Source organism: Breznakia blatticola (assembly GCF_004365815.1).
GTDB lineage: Bacteria > Bacillota_I > Bacilli_A > Erysipelotrichales > Erysipelotrichaceae > Breznakia > Breznakia blatticola.
Genome location: NZ_SODD01000010.1, coordinates 13,658 through 30,770, shown reverse-complemented (window position 1 = coordinate 30,770; position 17,113 = coordinate 13,658). Strand labels below are relative to the sequence as shown.

The 17,113-nt window shown below is 34.0% G+C and carries 16 protein-coding genes and 1 other annotated feature; of the genes, 3 read left to right on the top strand and 13 right to left on the bottom strand.

What is annotated here, in order from left to right; all coding sequences use genetic code 11:
- The first annotated feature begins 182 nt into the window (after positions 1-182).
- Entirely contained in the window at positions 183-653 is a 471-nt protein-coding gene (locus EDD63_RS04405) for a low molecular weight protein-tyrosine-phosphatase (RefSeq protein ID WP_134168872.1), read from the top strand.
- Here the strand turns inward: EDD63_RS04405 and EDD63_RS04400 are convergent.
- From EDD63_RS04400 to parE, 13 genes are all read right to left on the bottom strand, one after another.
- A complete protein-coding gene (locus EDD63_RS04400; RefSeq protein ID WP_134168870.1) occupies positions 648-1,298 on the bottom strand; it encodes a DUF998 domain-containing protein in 651 nt (216 codons plus the stop codon). The genes EDD63_RS04405 and EDD63_RS04400 overlap by 6 nt on opposite strands.
- The gene (locus EDD63_RS04395; RefSeq protein WP_134168868.1) at positions 1,295-1,921 is read right to left on the bottom strand and encodes a TetR/AcrR family transcriptional regulator; all 627 of its coding nucleotides are present in this window, start codon (positions 1,919-1,921) and stop codon (positions 1,295-1,297) included. The genes EDD63_RS04400 and EDD63_RS04395 overlap by 4 nt, the downstream gene beginning before the upstream one ends.
- A 353-nt stretch (positions 1,922-2,274) precedes the next feature.
- Positions 2,275-3,453, bottom strand: coding sequence for an aminotransferase-like domain-containing protein (locus tag EDD63_RS04390; RefSeq protein ID WP_134168866.1), 1,179 nt, complete (start codon positions 3,451-3,453; stop codon positions 2,275-2,277).
- A gap of 63 nt (positions 3,454-3,516) precedes the next feature.
- The gene (locus EDD63_RS04385) at positions 3,517-3,801 is read right to left on the bottom strand and encodes a DUF6506 family protein (protein WP_134168864.1); all 285 of its coding nucleotides are present in this window, start codon (positions 3,799-3,801) and stop codon (positions 3,517-3,519) included.
- Between the two features lie 74 nt (positions 3,802-3,875).
- Complete coding sequence (gene pheT, locus EDD63_RS04380) at positions 3,876-6,266, bottom strand: phenylalanine--tRNA ligase subunit beta (protein WP_134168862.1); 2,391 nt, start codon at positions 6,264-6,266, stop codon at positions 3,876-3,878.
- A gap of 8 nt (positions 6,267-6,274) precedes the next feature.
- The gene (gene pheS / locus EDD63_RS04375; RefSeq protein ID WP_134168860.1) at positions 6,275-7,309 is read right to left on the bottom strand and encodes a phenylalanine--tRNA ligase subunit alpha; all 1,035 of its coding nucleotides are present in this window, start codon (positions 7,307-7,309) and stop codon (positions 6,275-6,277) included.
- Positions 7,310-7,344: 35 nt separating this feature from the next.
- Positions 7,345-7,541 (bottom strand) — a binding site (T-box leader).
- Between the two features lie 61 nt (positions 7,542-7,602).
- Positions 7,603-8,079 (bottom strand): pyridoxamine 5'-phosphate oxidase family protein, encoded by a 477-nt coding sequence (locus EDD63_RS04370; protein WP_134168858.1) that lies wholly within the window; start codon positions 8,077-8,079, stop codon positions 7,603-7,605.
- Positions 8,080-8,102: 23 nt separating this feature from the next.
- Complete coding sequence (locus EDD63_RS04365) at positions 8,103-8,837, bottom strand: TrmH family RNA methyltransferase (protein ID WP_134168856.1); 735 nt, start codon at positions 8,835-8,837, stop codon at positions 8,103-8,105.
- Positions 8,838-8,981: 144 nt separating this feature from the next.
- The gene (locus tag EDD63_RS04360) at positions 8,982-9,926 is read right to left on the bottom strand and encodes a hypothetical protein (RefSeq protein WP_134168854.1); all 945 of its coding nucleotides are present in this window, start codon (positions 9,924-9,926) and stop codon (positions 8,982-8,984) included.
- 25 nt (positions 9,927-9,951) lie between these two features.
- On the bottom strand, positions 9,952-10,437 hold the full coding sequence (locus EDD63_RS04355; RefSeq protein WP_134168853.1) for a GNAT family N-acetyltransferase: 486 nt from the start codon (positions 10,435-10,437) through the stop codon (positions 9,952-9,954).
- Positions 10,427-10,951 carry a hypothetical protein gene (locus tag EDD63_RS04350; RefSeq protein WP_134168851.1) on the bottom strand — a complete coding sequence of 175 codons (525 nt, stop codon included), beginning with the start codon at positions 10,949-10,951 and terminating at the stop codon, positions 10,427-10,429. Before EDD63_RS04350 ends, EDD63_RS04355 begins: the two co-directional genes overlap by 11 nt.
- Before the next feature lie 2 nt (positions 10,952-10,953).
- Positions 10,954-13,449 (bottom strand): DNA topoisomerase IV subunit A, encoded by a 2,496-nt coding sequence (parC, locus tag EDD63_RS04345; protein WP_134168849.1) that lies wholly within the window; start codon positions 13,447-13,449, stop codon positions 10,954-10,956.
- Positions 13,433-15,379, bottom strand: coding sequence for a DNA topoisomerase IV subunit B (gene parE / locus EDD63_RS04340; RefSeq protein WP_134168847.1), 1,947 nt, complete (start codon positions 15,377-15,379; stop codon positions 13,433-13,435). Before parE ends, parC begins: the two co-directional genes overlap by 17 nt.
- Between parE and EDD63_RS11800 the strand changes: the two genes are divergently transcribed.
- Positions 15,355-16,197, top strand: a complete 843-nt coding sequence (locus EDD63_RS11800; protein WP_481748723.1) for a DUF2238 domain-containing protein — start codon at positions 15,355-15,357, stop codon at positions 16,195-16,197. The two genes, parE and EDD63_RS11800, sit on opposite strands and share 25 nt — an antisense overlap.
- Positions 16,198-16,305: 108 nt before the next feature.
- Complete coding sequence (plsY, locus tag EDD63_RS04330) at positions 16,306-16,953, top strand: glycerol-3-phosphate 1-O-acyltransferase PlsY (RefSeq protein WP_243833734.1); 648 nt, start codon at positions 16,306-16,308, stop codon at positions 16,951-16,953.
- Positions 16,954-17,113: the final 160 nt, after the last annotated feature.

Here is a 17,113-nt window from a genome sequence, read left to right as displayed (position 1 = left end):
TTCATTGTAAAAGAGGCTTATCCATCTATCAATAAAACGAAAATCATGTTTGTCACACCCTTTAGTGACAAAATTACATAGGCTTTTATATCTCTATTATAGCAAATGCGAAATTGTATAGATAGTAAGCGATTACTTGATGAATTTCGTGTTAAAATATGAATGATAAAAAGGAGTTCATAATGGATAAAAAAAGAATTTGTTTTGTATGTCATGGCAATATTTGTCGTTCACCAATGGCTGAATATGTATTTAAAGACATGGTGAAAAAAGCAAACCTTGAAGGTTATACAATTGTTTCAAGAGCTACTAGCAATGAGGAAATTGGAAATGATATGCACCCTGGGACCAAACGCATTTTAAATGCAAAAGATATACCATACACTAGACATCAAGCAACCCGTCTCATAGCTTCAGATGCACAAGCATATGATTATTTTATATGTATGGATGATGCAAATGTGAATAACACAAAACGGATGTTAAATCTTAAAGATGATCGTGTTTTCAAACTATTAGATTTAACGTCATTAAAACGAGGTATTGCTGATCCCTGGTATACTGGTGATTATGAGACAACCTACGTAGATGTCGTTATTGGTTGTGAAGCATTGCTACAAAAACTAATGAAAAACAAAAGCAACGAGTTATAATACCCGTTGCTTTTTAGTTGGAAATTGAAACCCTCTATATAAATAATATCCAAGTACAGCATTAAAAAAAGTCGCTGATAAAACGCTGAACCGTTCAGGAATTCCAAAGAATTCTGAAGGGACAATACCTACTCCGATTGCTCCAAACGTCATAAATAGTAGCGAAGTAGCAGCCCATCTAGATAAATTGATATAGGTTTTATCTTTATATCCACCTATGATAATACATATCAACGACGTAATAGACAATAAAACAACAAGTAGTGTAACTACATATGTATGCATGAAGTCCGTAAATGTACCTGCATATCCTTTTTGTGATAATGGAAATAATTGATAGCCTATACAAGAAATCCAATTCATTAAAGTGAATAATCCGATACCTAATTGAATCCATTGATTTAACTTATTTTCTATATACACATAAACAAGTGTGATACTAACAATTCCACTTGCCATATATACAATGGTTAGTTGATTCCACAAACCAAGAGCAGGAGAATCTAATGCAAATAAATCGCTTACTGCTTGTGACATCCAATTATAATTAGGATAAGCAAAAGTTGAACATGTAATTGTCATAACATACGCTATAAAACTCACAATACCCATAAGCCCAAAATATTGAATTCTTCTACGTTTCATAATTGATGCTCCTCTACTCTATATAACGCATTGAACTGTTGTAAGTGTTGTTCTAGTAATACAAGCGCTTCATTTTCAAATTGAGCATCTGAATCGCATAGATCAATTAACTGTTTTATAGGTGCATAAAAATGCATAGCAATAATTTTTGCATTATATACATGCATTTGATTGTTATCCATCATTGATGAAAATAATGACTCCAAATAATTAAGTGGATCCTTGAAATACTGATTCGTATAATGCTGTGCAATATCTCTATTATGAAACTGTTCCAAAACAAGTAACTTTCGATACTGTTGTATCCACTCATCATGTATAAAGAACGAAAAGAGGTATTTCCCGATATTTGTAAGTTGTTCATTGGAAATGATAGATAATTTTGAAACATCCATTAAAGCATCACTTCCACTGATATTTAGTTTATGCATAGTTTTTATGTAACGACAATTCATTTCATCAACAATCGCATCAAGTATTGCTTGTTTTCCTTTGAAATGTTTATAAAGTGATGGAGCTTTAATACCCACATTTTTTGCAATTTCTTCAACACTTACAGCACTATATCCTCTTTTAGAAAATAGTTGTAATGCACATTCAACAATTCGATCTTTTGTATTCATACATCCTCCAAGCTAATTATCATTAGCTACATCCATTATAGGCTAACAATCATTAGCCGTCAATAAAATATAAAAGTCACAGAGTATTCTGTAACTTTATATAATCGATTTACTTAGTCAGCTTACAATACTTAGTTGTTTGCACTTGTTTTACATGAGTAGCCTTTATATGTTAAATATTCTTCAAGTTCATGTAAATCAAGATCAGTAGCTCCTTGATATTCAGGAAGAAATCATATAATCTTAACTTGCAAGCACTTATTTCCTTCGTGATTTCATTGCTAAGAAGTACATATATTAAAAAGGTTTTCCATTACGCAATGCGTGTTTAGAAAACCTTTTATTATGTTTTGTTATACAAATTGATTAAGAATATCTCCTAGTTTTGTAAGACCTTCTACTATACGGTCTTCACTCATATTTGAGAAATTGATTCGAAACGTATTTTCATGTCCACCGTTTGGAAAGAATGAGCCACCAGGTACAAATGCAATATTTGATGCTAAACAAGTATCTAACACATCACGTGCATTAATATGTTCTGGTAACTCTACCCATGCAAACAATCCACCTTCAGGTTCTGTAAAATGTACATTCTTTGGAAATGCTTGATGCATTGTTTGAACCGCTAAATCACGTCGTCTTTTATATACTTTAGTGATGGTTTGAATATGCGCATCAAGATCATATAATTCAACAAACTTTGCAATCGCTAATTGGGACATCGTATTACACTGTAAATCCGAACCCTGTTTAACAAGAACATATTGTTTAATTAAATCACTATTTGCTGCAACCCATCCAATACGATATCCTGGACAGTATGTTTTTGAAAATGTTCCAGTTACAATACATGTTCCCTTTTTATCAAATGATGCAATTGAAGGCAAATATTCACCTTCAAATCGTAACTCACCATATGGATTATCTTCGATAATTGGAACATCATACATATTAGATAGTTGGGCAATTCGTTTACGTTTTTCTAGACTCCAAGTTCTTCCTGTCGGATTTTGAAAATCTGGGATGACATATATATACTTAATCTTTTGGTTTTGTTTTAACTGCTCTTCTAAGGCATCCATATCCATTCCTGTATCATCACAGTCAATCTCTATGAACTTTGCACCATACATCTTAAATGCACTAATTGCAGCTAAATAAGTAGGACTCTCACAAACTACATAATCACCTTCATCTAAGAATACTTTACCACTTAGATCAAGTGCTTGTTGCGAACCGTGTGTAATCAGTATTTTATCTGCATCAAAACTAGTTTGTAAACGTTTTTTCATACGGTTTGCTATCCAAGCTCGTAGTGGTTGATATCCTTCAGTTGTTGTATATTGCAGTGCCTTTTGTCCATCTTCTTCTAAAACAATTTCATTAATTCGTTTAATTTCTTCAATTGGAAATAACTCAGGTGCTGGAAGTCCCCCCGCAAACGAAATAACCTCTGGATTCTCAGTTATTTTCAATATTTCACGTATTTCTGATGCCTTTATATGATTCATTCGTTTTGCGTATTTCATAATGTATCCCCCAAAATAATTTTTCTAATTATATCACCCAATGAGTGAAGATACTAGGAATATTTAGCGTGAAAAAACTTTATCGTATACTTCATTTTGATCTTCATCATGTATTACATAGCCAATAGCTATTTCGCCATTTGTTGCTTCTATAACTTGTCTAGCACCTTTTTGTGTAAATGCACCGCATAGTTCAATACAACTAATTCCTTCTTTTTGTAGACGCTTAGCAACTGCACATCCTTCTTCTACAGTACTCACACCAATAATTCTGGCCTTTTCATTGTGAATAGTTGCATGATCCACATCACTTTGAAAAGGTCCCATAATAATATATGCAAATTTCATGTTTTTAGTCCTCCTATGTTTTGTTTATATAAAAAGCTACAGGAAGTATTAAGACATTTCCTGTAACTTATATTTTATCCTCTTAACTCTGCGTTAAATTTTTGTTTTACTACATCTCTTGCTTGATTATACAAGTTTGTAATCTCCTCATCGGTTAACGTGTGGTCTTTTGCTTGGAAGGTAATCGAAATCGCTAATGATTTCTTTCCAGCTTCCACATGTTCTCCACGATAGTCATCAAACACTTCAACATCTTGGATTACATTTTTACCTGTGGTTTTAATTGCTTTGATAATTTCTCCAGCAGGTGTTTCTACATCAACTACAAATGCTAAGTCACGAACTACATTTGGATATTTCGAAATCGCTTCGAATTTAACTTTACTTGTTTTATTTTTTAGAATCACTTCAAGTTTTAATTCTGCCATTACGGTTGTATCTACACCATATGCTTTTGCCATAGTTGGATGAATGACTCCAATAATACCTAATAAGTCACGACCAATGTATACAGCAGCACTTTGGTATGGATGGAAATGTGTTGTATCTACATCATTTTCTTTAATCATAACACGACTTGCATTATAGCCAAGTTTATCTAGTAGTGCTTCAATTAAACCCTTCATTGTATAGAAATCAGGTTTGATTTCATAATGTAAATGACGATTTTGTTGAAGATCTCCTTGAATTGCAAGTGCTAGACGCTCTTCACTATCTTCATTTGAATATACTTCAGAGATTTCGAAGAATGCTACATTTTTTACACTACGCGCTTTATTATAAGCAATACAGTTTAACATGCTTGGTAAAATACTACCACGAATAGTTTTACGATCTTCACTCATTGGTGAAGCAACTGCAACATTTGTAGCTTGTGGCATAATTGCATCACGATTCATATCATCACTAATTAATGTATAAGTAACGACTTCTTGTAGTCCTTGTGCACATAATGTATTGCGTAATAAACGACGAAGTTGTTGGCGTTTATTTAACTTCCCTTCTGTTTCAGGCATTAATGGAAGAGTTGATGGTAAATCATCAAAACCAATTAAACGTACGAGTTCTTCAGCAATATCTGCTTCAATTTTAATATCTGTACGGTAACTTGGAATGACAACGTGAATCATATCCCCAGTTTTTGTTGGTGCAAAATCTAAGCGTGTAAGTACTTCCATAGCTTTTTCTTCGCTGATTTCTAATCCTAACAATTCATTGATTGCTTGTAAATTTACATCAAATGCCGTATCTTCATAAGCTACATCTGCAGAATATTTTGTTTCTTCAATACCTTTTGCATCTGCGTATTCAACAAGTAGTTGAACTGCACGATCCATTGCTTTATAAGGAGCTAATGGTTCAATACCTTTTTGGTAACGAATACTTGCATCTGTATTTAGATTTAAACGACGTGCTGTATTTCGAATACTTACATGATCAAAACTTGCTGTCTCGATTAAAATTGCAGTTGTATCATCATCAATTTTTGAATCATCACCACCCATGACTCCACCAATTGCTACTGGCTTATCATTAATCGTAATCACAATATCCTCTGGTTCTAATTGGTATGTAATTCCATCAAGAGCAGTATATGTTTCATGCAATCCATCTTTAACGATAATTTCTTGTTTTTCTAGTTTTGATAAGTCAAAGAAATGTAGTGGTTGTCCTGTTTCTAGCATAACTAAGTTTGAAATATCAACTACATTATTAATCGATTTAATTCCACTTGAATGTAGTAGTTCTTGCATCCATTTTGGACTTTCTTTAATTGTTAGTGAATTGATAATCTTTCCTGAATATAGTGGACATTTTTCTGTTTCACTTTTAACTACAAGTTGTGATGCATCTCCACCATTTGCTGCTCCTTCATAAGAAGGCAACATAACTGGAGTATCTAGGATTGCTCCTGCTTCTTTTGCCATTGAAAATGCTGCTAAACAATCATTACGATTAGGTGTAAGTCCAATATCTAATACTTCATCATCAAGACCTAAATAAGCAAGCACATCTGTTTCACCAACAATAGCATCGCTATCTAATTCTTCAATTCCAGCTTTTTGTTGTTCCGTTAAACTTTTTGCATCTATTCCAAGTTCAAGTAAACTGCAAAGCATACCATTACTTTCGACACCACGGATATTTCCTTTTTTGATTTCGATTTCTGGAAGTTTTGCCCCTACTTTAGCAACGATTACTTTTAAACCTTTGCGAACGTTTGGTGCTCCACAAACAATTTGTAACACTTCATCCTTTACATCGACTTTTGTAACAGATAAATGATCACTATCTGGATGAGGATTACATTCAATAACTTCCCCTATTACTAAATTTGTTCCACTTGCAAGGACTTCAATTCCTTCGACTTCAAGACCTGCAGCAGTAATTTTATCAGCCAACTCTTCAATGGTATATGCTTGAATATCCATATATTGGCTTAACCATTTTCTACTTATTAACATGAATCCTCCTACTCAAAACGACTGAACGTTTTTAAGAAACGAACATCGTTTGCATATAAATGACGGATGTCATCAATTCCATATTTCAGTAATGCAACACGTTCCATTCCAATTCCAAAGGCAAATCCACTTGCTGTTTTTGGATCATATCCAGCCATAGATAATACATTTGGATGTACCATACCTGCTCCAAGTATTTCAATCCATCCGGTTCCTTTACATGTTGGACATCCTTTACCACCACAGATATGACAACTTACATCGACTTCTACACTTGGTTCTGTGAATTGGAAATATGATGGACGGAAACGAATCTTTTTATCATCACCAAACATCTTTTTAGCAACAAGTTCAAGTGTTCCTTTTAAATCCGATAAACGAATCTTTTCACCAACTACCAATCCTTCAAGTTGTGTAAATTGGTGAGAATGCGTAGCATCGTCATCATCACGACGATACACTTTTCCTGGACAAACAACTTTAATTGGTAAACTTGGTGCTTTCTCTTCTAAAACACGCATTTGTACAGCTGTTGTGTGTGTACGTAATAAACGATCTGCATCAATATAGAATGTATCTTGCATATCACGTGCAGGGTGTCCTTTTGGAATGTTGGCACGTTCAAAGTTATATAGATCAAGTTCTACTTCTGGACCTTCAGCAATTTCATATCCTAATCCAATAAATAAGTCCTCTAATTCTTGTTGGACCATAATTAATGGATGTAAATTTCCTAGATTTGGTTTCAATCCACTTAATGTAATATCAATTTTTTCATTGATCAGTTTTTCGTTAACCTCTTTTTCTTCAAGAATTACTTTTTTCTCTTCAATTTTTGATGCCAATAACTGTTTGATTTCATTTACTTGTTGTCCAAACTTTGGTTTTTCCTCAGGACTTAAATCCTTCATCATTTTCATTACTTCTTGTATTGGACCTTTTTTTCCTAGATACAATACACGTACATCTTGAAGTTCTTTTGTTGATGTACAAGCTTCAATTTTCGCTATACCTTCTTGGCGTAACGTTTCTAATTTTTCCATGATTCTTTCCTTTCTGCATAAAAAAAACAAGTTGATATAGGAACGCTATTGCGCGGTACCATCCTATTTCATCTTGCGACACACTTAATTAACCAATAACCGTGGTAACGGGAGAGTATTAATCTCACTCCTAGGTGAATTCCTATTTACTTTCTTAAGTTGCTTACAGTCAAGGCAACTATTCCCTATTAAGAAAGCGTACAACAGTACTAGTCCTAATCAACGTTTTACCACGTTATTATAATACAAAGCATACACTTAATCAAGGATACAAAAAAAGATGACCTAGTCTTCTAAGTCATCAAATCATAATACGTTTGTAAAAACTCATGAACAATAAATTCATAGATATGTAAGTTGCTATAGAAACGTCCTCGCTCTGCTCGAAATTCCAAAATACAAAAGGAAGGATCATTAATACCAAGTTTGAAATATTCATCATCTTGGCTTTCATAATATTGAATGGATTCTTCATGTCCCAATACACGCATAGACCCTTGTAACATCAAGGTGCGTACAAAGTTAGCATCATAAAAATGAATCGCCGCTTTTGGATTATTCAAGTAATTCAATGTACGAAGTGCATTTCTAGTTGTCGCAAAATAAAATGTTTGAATACAATCATGACAACGTGCTGGACGCATCGTCTTAATGGTAGGATATCCATCGTCGCCAACAGATGAAATGGTTGTTTCATCTGCATGATCAATTAAGTAATTCATTGTCTTCATTGCCCTTTTTACGTCGCTAAAGTGTTCTTGTGTAAACATAGTTCCCTTTCCTATTCCCTGCTTTAGTGACTAAATTCGTACATGCAAATACCAGCTGCAACTGCAACATTCAATGATTCAAATTGTTTCATTTCAATCATCACTTTTGTATTTGCTTGTGCCAGAATTTCTGGACAAACCCCACTTCCTTCATTTCCAAAGACTAATGCAAATGGTGTCGACACTGCAATACTTGATAACATTTTTGCCTGTTTGTCCAATGCGGTTGCATACACATGCACACCATGTTCTTGGTGTATTGACATCATCTCAAGTAAATTGCCTCTTATAATCGGCATATGAAAGAGCGCCCCTTGGGTTGCCCGTATCACTTTTTCATTGTAGAGATCCACACTTGTATCACTCATATAAATCGCATCATATCCTAGTGCATACGCAGTACGAATGATTGTTCCAACATTTCCTGGATCTTGTATATTGTCCAAATAAACAATGCGATCTAAGGACTGCGCTTTATGTGTAAGTTGCTTACATATCCCAATCATAGATACACTTGAAACATGAGTAGACAGCTTATCAAGGACTTGTTGACTTACTTCAATACACTCTACTCCTTGATTACATGTCACTTCTTTTCCCTGCAAAACAAGTAATGTTTCTAATACATTTGCTTGCAATGCCTCCTCAATCAAATGTGCTTCTTCAACTAAAAAGCGTTGATCTTGATTGCGATATTTCTTTTTTTCATATTTCTTCCACTGCTTCACGCGCGGATTATTTACTGATAGTATTTCCATATAGATAGTATACCATAAAGTAGTATATCTTTCTATATCATTATGAATTAATAACTATATAATATCAATTCATATAAATGAAAAATGTAAAAAAGAAAACGATGGGTAAACCACCATTTGTTTAAATTCTATATTGTATACAACTTAAATAAGTGAGGTTGATAGATCATGATGCACTAAAGCATTTGAATGTTCATCTAGTAACTGACGAGCATAATATCTAACATCATCATAAATTAACTTCCATGATGTTTCATCTATCACTGCACCCTTTGCGAAGAATTTATTTATTAGTGCATCGATTAGTACTTTATTTGCATACCCATGCGGATGATTTGGATCACTACTTTGTTGGTTTACGAAGATTAATAAACGTGTTTCATCTGTACCATAAATAAGTTCTACTAGTTTTGCACGATATTCCAAATCTGTACTTTTCATATTTGGATACATTTGCAAATCATAGAAGTGTTGTCCTTCATGCTTCAATAAACTAACTTGAAACTCTTCAGATTCGATATCATACATATCTTTAAAGTAGTATGCACCATCATCACTAACCCAACCTGCGGCACCGCCATGTTTTAATGCTAGATAGTGATACCAACCATGACTAAGTACATCATCCATTTCATATACTTGCATTTGTACATTTCCATAAGGCAATGAAACATTTTCTGTACGTTTTCTTTGTGTTTTCCATGCATACAAATCAGGAAATGGTGGGGTTACTCCAAAAAGTGCATAATAGCCTTTATCTTCAAAAAACTGAACAACCTGTTCTTCTAGTTGTTCCCAAGTAGAAACATTTGGAAATTGTGACTGTAACTTATCAAATAGAAAAGCTTTTCTTTGTTCGATGCCTTCTTGATGTGTAAATGCATGCCATAAGTATGTTTCATAGCTATGTAAAAACATGTTGATTTCTACATCATCGTGTTGCCATACATACTGCTGTTTTTGAAAGATATCATCATATTGTTTCTTTATATCATCAGCATCACTTACATCTTGTAAATATGTACTGATTTCATTATAAGACCCACTATGACATACACTTTTAAATACTGTTTTATCAAATGTCTTCATACATCCCTCTTTTGTTGAGCTATGACTATTTCGCTAATTGTTGTAATTTCGTTGTCGTCAGTCGATATGTACTCCAAGAATCCATTGCTTTAGCCCCTAAGGAAAGGTAGAAATCAATACTTGGCTGATTCCAATCCAAACAGCACCATTCCATGCGTCCACATCCTCTATCTAAGGCAATCGTCGCAAGTTGTTGAAATAGATACTTACCAATTCCCTGTCCACGATATGCTTCAAGGACAAACAGATCTTCTAAGTACAATCCTGCTTTTCCAACAAATGTTGAAAAATTATGAAAAAACAAGGCAAATCCAACTTCTTTATTGTCTACAACCGCAAAGATGACTTCTGCTGTCTTTTTTTCAAACAACCAGTATTCCAGTTCATTCTCAGTTGTAACTACTTCATCAAGCATTTTTTCATATATAGCAAGTTCACGAATAAAGTATAGAACTTTACTTATATCCTCACGCGTTGCAAAACGGTAAGAAACTTTACATTTACTTGTCATAAGACTTTAAATCTGCCACAACTTCAAGCAAACGTTCATCACGAACTTCACTTTCAAGAACATTTTGCATGTTTTGTGGATACTCTCTCATTGTTCTGCGACCTTGTAAACCAAGATTGATAAGAACCATAATCGCAATTAAACCCAATACATAAAGAATTGGTAATTTAAGTAAAAATAGCATTACTACAAACAATACAATACTCATTACGACATTCACCATGACCAGTTTTTTAAACAAACTTTTCTTATTGCGTTCAACAAACGCAGAATGTTCTACTGCGTGGTCTGTCAATACTTCATCATCATAAAAATATGCACTATTGCGTAGTGCTAGAAAACAAAAACCCGCTTGTTTCTTATCTTCTAAATGTTCAAAGTGCAAACCATACGCATATACGATATACGGTTGATCTTGTTTTCTGTGTTCTCCATGTAATAAATCATAAGCAAGAGAATAAATCTCTTGCTTGTATGCATAATTATTTGCTTCAATTAGTTGTTTTAGTTCCATGATTATACCTTCAATGTAAGTTCTTCAAACTCTTTATCTTCGCTTACTCCACTGTATGGGTGATCTTGCACTTCATACAAACCTTTCATTAAGTAGAAATGTGGTTGTAATTTGATTGAATTTGAGAAACTTGATTCACGATTCATAATACTAATTTCTGTACTTTCGATGTGTTGTACTTCATCATCAACAAACGTTAATGACTCACTTGCATCTAAAATGCGCATGTAGCGTATATAGTTTGGATTACTTTTCACTTGTTTGTGTAATAACAATCCTTTTACTGGACGATTCATAAGTGAAATTTCATCTAATTTAATACGTTTTGTTGCTCCTGCAGTCGTTACTAGAAGTAAGTATTTAGAATGCATATTGGCAATTTGACCACCTACAATTAAATCATCATTTAGATTCATCGCTTTTACACCTTTTGATTTTGGTGCACTTGCTGGAACTTGATCTAATTTATAGTGTGCTCCATATCCATTGTAAGTTGCTACATACACTTCATCATCTGCATATGCAAGTACTCCGCTAACAAGCTCATCTTCTTTATGAAGATTCATACATGACATCGTCTTATTGTTTCTACTTACTTCAAAGTCAGTGATAGCCGTTTTCTTCATCATTCCATGTTTACTTGTGAAAACAAAGTATCCATCTTGCTTAAAGTTAGGAAGAATGTATGCATTTACTAGCTTTTCATCACCCTTCATCTTAATCTTAGTATTTAAATGTGTACCGATATCTTTCCACTTATGTTCTTCAAGTTCATACACTGGTAAATATCCATACGTTCCTTTATTTGTGAAGAAAATTAATGTATCAAGGTTATTACATTCGTGATAGCCAATAATATGGTCACCTTCTTTACAACCTGTGAAGATATTTTCACTTGCTCCATAAGAACGTAAACTTACACGTTTTGCATATCCATCTTTTGACACTGTAATTACATAACGATCATTGCTAATCATTTGTACTTTATCAATCTTGATTTCTTCAATTTCATTTTCAATTTTACTCTTACGTGGAGTAGCAAACTCTTTTTTTACTTCCTTTAATTCTTTAATCATTAAACGACGTAAGCTACGTGGATTATCAATAATGTCACGAAGTTCTTCCATTTCATTTAATAATTGTGCGAATTCTTCACGTAATTGTGTAACATCCGTATTTGATAAACGATACAAACGTAAAGTTACGATAGCTTCTGCTTGTGCTTCACTAAATTGGAATGCTTCAATTAAGCCGCGTTTTGCATCAGCTTTATCTTTTGAACTACGGATAATTGCAATTACTTCATCAAGTACAGAAATAGCTTTAATTAGACCTTCTAAAATATGACATCTAGCTTCTTTTTTCTCTAAGTCATATTTTGAGCGACGCATAATTACTTCATCACGATGTGCAATAAATGCATCAAGTGCTTGTGCTAAACCAAGTTGTACAGGACGTTTATTTACGATTGCTACCATGTTGTAGTTGAATGACACTTGTAGATCTGTATGTTTATAGAAGTAATTTAAGATAAGATTTGCATCTGCATCTTTTTTTACATCAACCACAATACGTAATCCATTACGGTCAGATTCATCACGAACATCAATGATTCCATCAATGTCTTTATTGATACGTATTTCATCCATTTTACGAACTAAGTTACACTTAATTACATCATATGGAATTTCTGTAATAACTATTTTTTGAATGGTCTTAGTTGGTTCAATATCTGCTTTTGCACGAACCATGACACGACCTTTCCCACTAGAAAAGGCATCTTTAATTCCTTGCAACCCTTGAACAATCGCACCGGTTGGAAAATCTGGACCTTGAATGTATTCCATTAATTCATCAAGTGTACAATGTCCATTTTGAATACGATAAATTGTTGCATCGATAACTTCACCCAGATTGTGCGTTGGAATATTGGTTGCATAACCTGCAGCAATCCCACTAATTCCATTTACAAGCAAGTTTGGATAACGTGCAGGTAATACCGTTGGTTCCTTTTCTGTATCATCAAAGTTAGGTGCAAACTCCACGGTATCTTTATCGATATCTTCAAGCATCATTTGTGCAATTTTTGATAGCCTAGCCTCTGTATAACGCATTGCGGCAGCTGGATCATCATCAATCGAACCATTATTCCCTTGCATATCAATCAATGGTACACGTGTCTTCCAATCTTGTGACATACGTACCATCGCATCATAAATACTACTATCCCCATGTGGATGATAGTTCCCCATAATCAAACCAACTGATTTTGCTGATTTACGATATTTATTTTTATGAGTGTTTCCTTCTTCATTCATACAGAATAAAATCCGGCGTTGTACCGGTTTTAATCCATCACGAGCATCTGGTAAAGCACGCTCTTGAATAATATATTTCGAATAACGACCAAAACGGTCCCCAAAGATTTCTTCTAAAGGTGCAACAATTATTCCACTTTTATTTTCGAGTGTTTCTTTTTGTTTAGAGTCTCGACTCATCTTGTACCTCTCTTTCAAAATCATCTTCCATGGTAAAAGAGACATTCTCTTCTATCCAATCACGTCTTGGTTCTGCTTTATCTCCCATTAAAATACTAACTCTTCTTTCCGCAACCATCGCATCATCAATACTTACTTGTATTAATGTACGTGTTTCCGGGTTCATCGTCGTATCCCAAAGTTGATCCGCATTCATTTCCCCAAGTCCTTTATAACGTTGAAGTGCATACCCTTTATATTGGCTTGCTTTCTCACTTAATTCTTTTTCATCCCAAATGTATACTTGTTCCTTACCACGTTCTAGTTTATATAGTGGTGGAAGTGCAATATACACCATTCCTTCTTCGATTAATTCACGCATGTAACGATAGAAGAATGTTAATAATAATACTTGAATATGCGCACCATCCGTATCAGCATCGGTCATAATAATAACTTTATTGTAGTTTGAATCACCTACAGTGAAGTTAGCACCAACACCAGCACCTATTGCATGAATGATTGTATTTAACTCTTCATTTTTTTCAATACTTTGAATACTTGCTTTTTCTGTGTTCAGTACTTTTCCTCTAAGTGGCAAAATCGCTTGATATTTACTATCACGTCCTTGTTTTGCACTTCCTCCGGCACTGTCCCCTTCGACTAGATATAATTCTTTTTTACGAGAATCTTTACTTTGTGCATTGGCAAGTTTTCCAGAAAGAATCTTTTCCGTTTTTCCTTTATTCTTTCCATTACGTGCTTCGTTTCTTGCTTTTCTAGCAGCTTCGCGAGCTTGAGCAGCACGTTGCATTTTCTTTACTAAAGAGATTGCTAGTTCTTTGTTTTCTTCTAAGAAGAATGTCAACTTCTCACTTACAATAGCATCAACTACACCACGCGCTTCTGGTGTTCCTAGTTTTCCTTTGGTTTGTCCTTCAAATTGAAGTAAATTCTCTGGAATTCCTACAGATAGAATAATTGTTAGTCCTTCGCGAACATCACTTCCATCAAAGTTTTTGTCTTTTTCTTTTAATAATCCATTACGTCTTGCGTAATCATTAAATACTTTTGTAAATGCAGAACGTGCACCAACTTCGTGTGTACCACCATCTTTTGTTCGCACTAAGTTAACAAAACTAAAAATATTTTCTTGATACTCATCTATATATTGGAATGAACAATCTACAGTAATTCCATTGCTAGAAGCACCAGCAAAAGATACTGGTTTATGGAATACTTGTTTATCTTCATGTAGATAATTCATGAAGTCTTCCAATCCTTTTTCAAAATGATATGTTTCTTTTTTGTCCTTACGCTCATCTTCAATGTTAATCGTAATTCCTTTTAGTAAGAATGCACTTTCTCTAGCACGCTCACAAATTTGTGAAAATGAGAAATCAACAGTTGAGAAAATCGTATCATCTGGTAAGAATGTTACTTTACTTCCCGTTTGCTTTGTTGTTCCGATTTGTTTTAATTTCGTGACTTTACTTCCTCCATCACTGAAATTCATTTCATAACGTTTACCGCCTACACATACTTCTACACGAACCCAGCGACTCAATGCATTTACAACACTCGCACCTACTCCATGCAGTCCACCAGAGGTTTTATATCCACCTTCTTCAGAGAATTTCCCTCCAGCATGTAAAATGGTAAATATTACTTCTAATGCGGATTTTCCAGAGGCATGTTTATCTACTGGCATACCACGACCGAAGTCTTCAACACAAATAGAACCATCTTTATAGATGGTTATGTTAATGAGATTTCCATATCCGTTAATTGCTTCATCAATTGCATTATCGAAGATTTCCCATACTAAGTGATGAAGTCCCCTTGCATCGGTCGATCCAATATACATCCCTGGACGTTTCCGTACTGCATCCAAACCTTCCAATATTTGAATACTACTTCCGTCGTATGTTTTACTTGCTTTATCAGCCATTATTTACACCCTTTCTACTGCTTCTTGTCTTTAACTTTACTTATGATACCAATTTTATCACGCTTTTTCAATTTATGAATGAACGAATGAAAAATTTGTTTTTTTGTGTGTTTAACTGTTTCTTTACCACTAAGTCGTTTATAATACGTTACATGAAAAAGAATCATATCATAAACAAAAACGAAAACCTACCTACTATATTACTAATCTTTGCTTCTTGTATTTTAGCTGTTGATATTTTTTGGTATATACAAAAACCAAACAGTGCAAATATAATGGTTATCCTTCAGTGTATATCAGGTATATTTCTAATCTTTGTTCCAATGCTTATCACGAAGCTATTTAAAATCCAACTTCCAAGAATTGTAAAAAACTATTACTGGTTTTTCCTTAGTATCTCTATATTTATGGGAACCTGTTTACATTTTGTGAATCTATTTGTATGGTGGGATAAACTACTACATTTCTTAAGTCCAACCTTATTAAGTATGGTTGGCTATATACTTGCGATGCAACTTAGTAAGAAAAAGGAAATATCGGTTTCTTTAGTTATCTTGTTTGGATTTTGTTTTGCTGCATTTTGTGGAATCATCTGGGAGTTTTGGGAATTTAGTTGGGATGGACTGCTAGATATGAACTTACAACGCTATCGCTCTGGTGCAACTTTACTTCAAGGACGAACTGCTCTATACGATACAATGCTAGATTTACTTACAAATACACTAGGTGCGATTGTTTGTCTTATCTATACATATGGCAAAGCAAAAAAGAATACTGCGTATATAAAACAGTATCAACTGACTACTACCAATACGTAATTTTCACATTCGTTTATCTTTTTATATCCTTCCATCAAATTTTAATGATTTACTATACGCAATGATTTTATTTTATGTTACAATAATTTTCTTGTTAGGAGGCATGTTATGGATATACTAAACAATTTACATCCAATGTATATAGGAATTATCGTTTCTTCTATTATTGGATATTTATTAGGATCAATCCCCTTTGCCTTAGTCATTGGTAAAGTATTCTATGGTACAGATGTGCGTGAACACGGAAGTGGAAATCTTGGTGGAAGTAATGCCGGACGTGTACTTGGTAAAAAAGCAGCGATTTCAGTTATCGCTTTAGATGTCTTAAAAGTAGTTGCCGCTTCAGGTATTAGTGCTCTACTATTTGACCCTATGGTTTCGATTTGGGCAGGATTATTTGCGGCAGTCGGACACTGTTATCCTATCTTTGCAGGATTTAGAGGTGGTAAAGCAGTGGCTACAATGTTTGGATTCTTACTATCATGTGCAATCTTTACATTCCAAGATCCTTGGATGTTATTAATTCCACTAGCAGTATTCGTAGTGATTCTAGTTATCTTTCAAATGGTATCACTTGCATCAATCTTTGCATCTATTACCCAAGCAATCTATATCTACTTTATTACAAGTGCGGAAAGCATTCATGTTGCAAGTATCTTACTTGCTGTACTAGTTATATTTAGACACCGTAGCAACATTAAACGCATCATTGATGGAAATGAAAATAAAGTCAGTTGGCTTAGAAAAAACAAGTAAACCTCAATCGAGGTTTTTTTTATTCGTTTATTTAATAGGAAATCGTATCGTATATAGTGTATAATCGGATAGCAAATACAAGTAAAAACCTATATACAAGCCAATTGTATTTGTATATACTTACAACAAGCATATATTTTTTGTCAAGAGCAAGAACAGA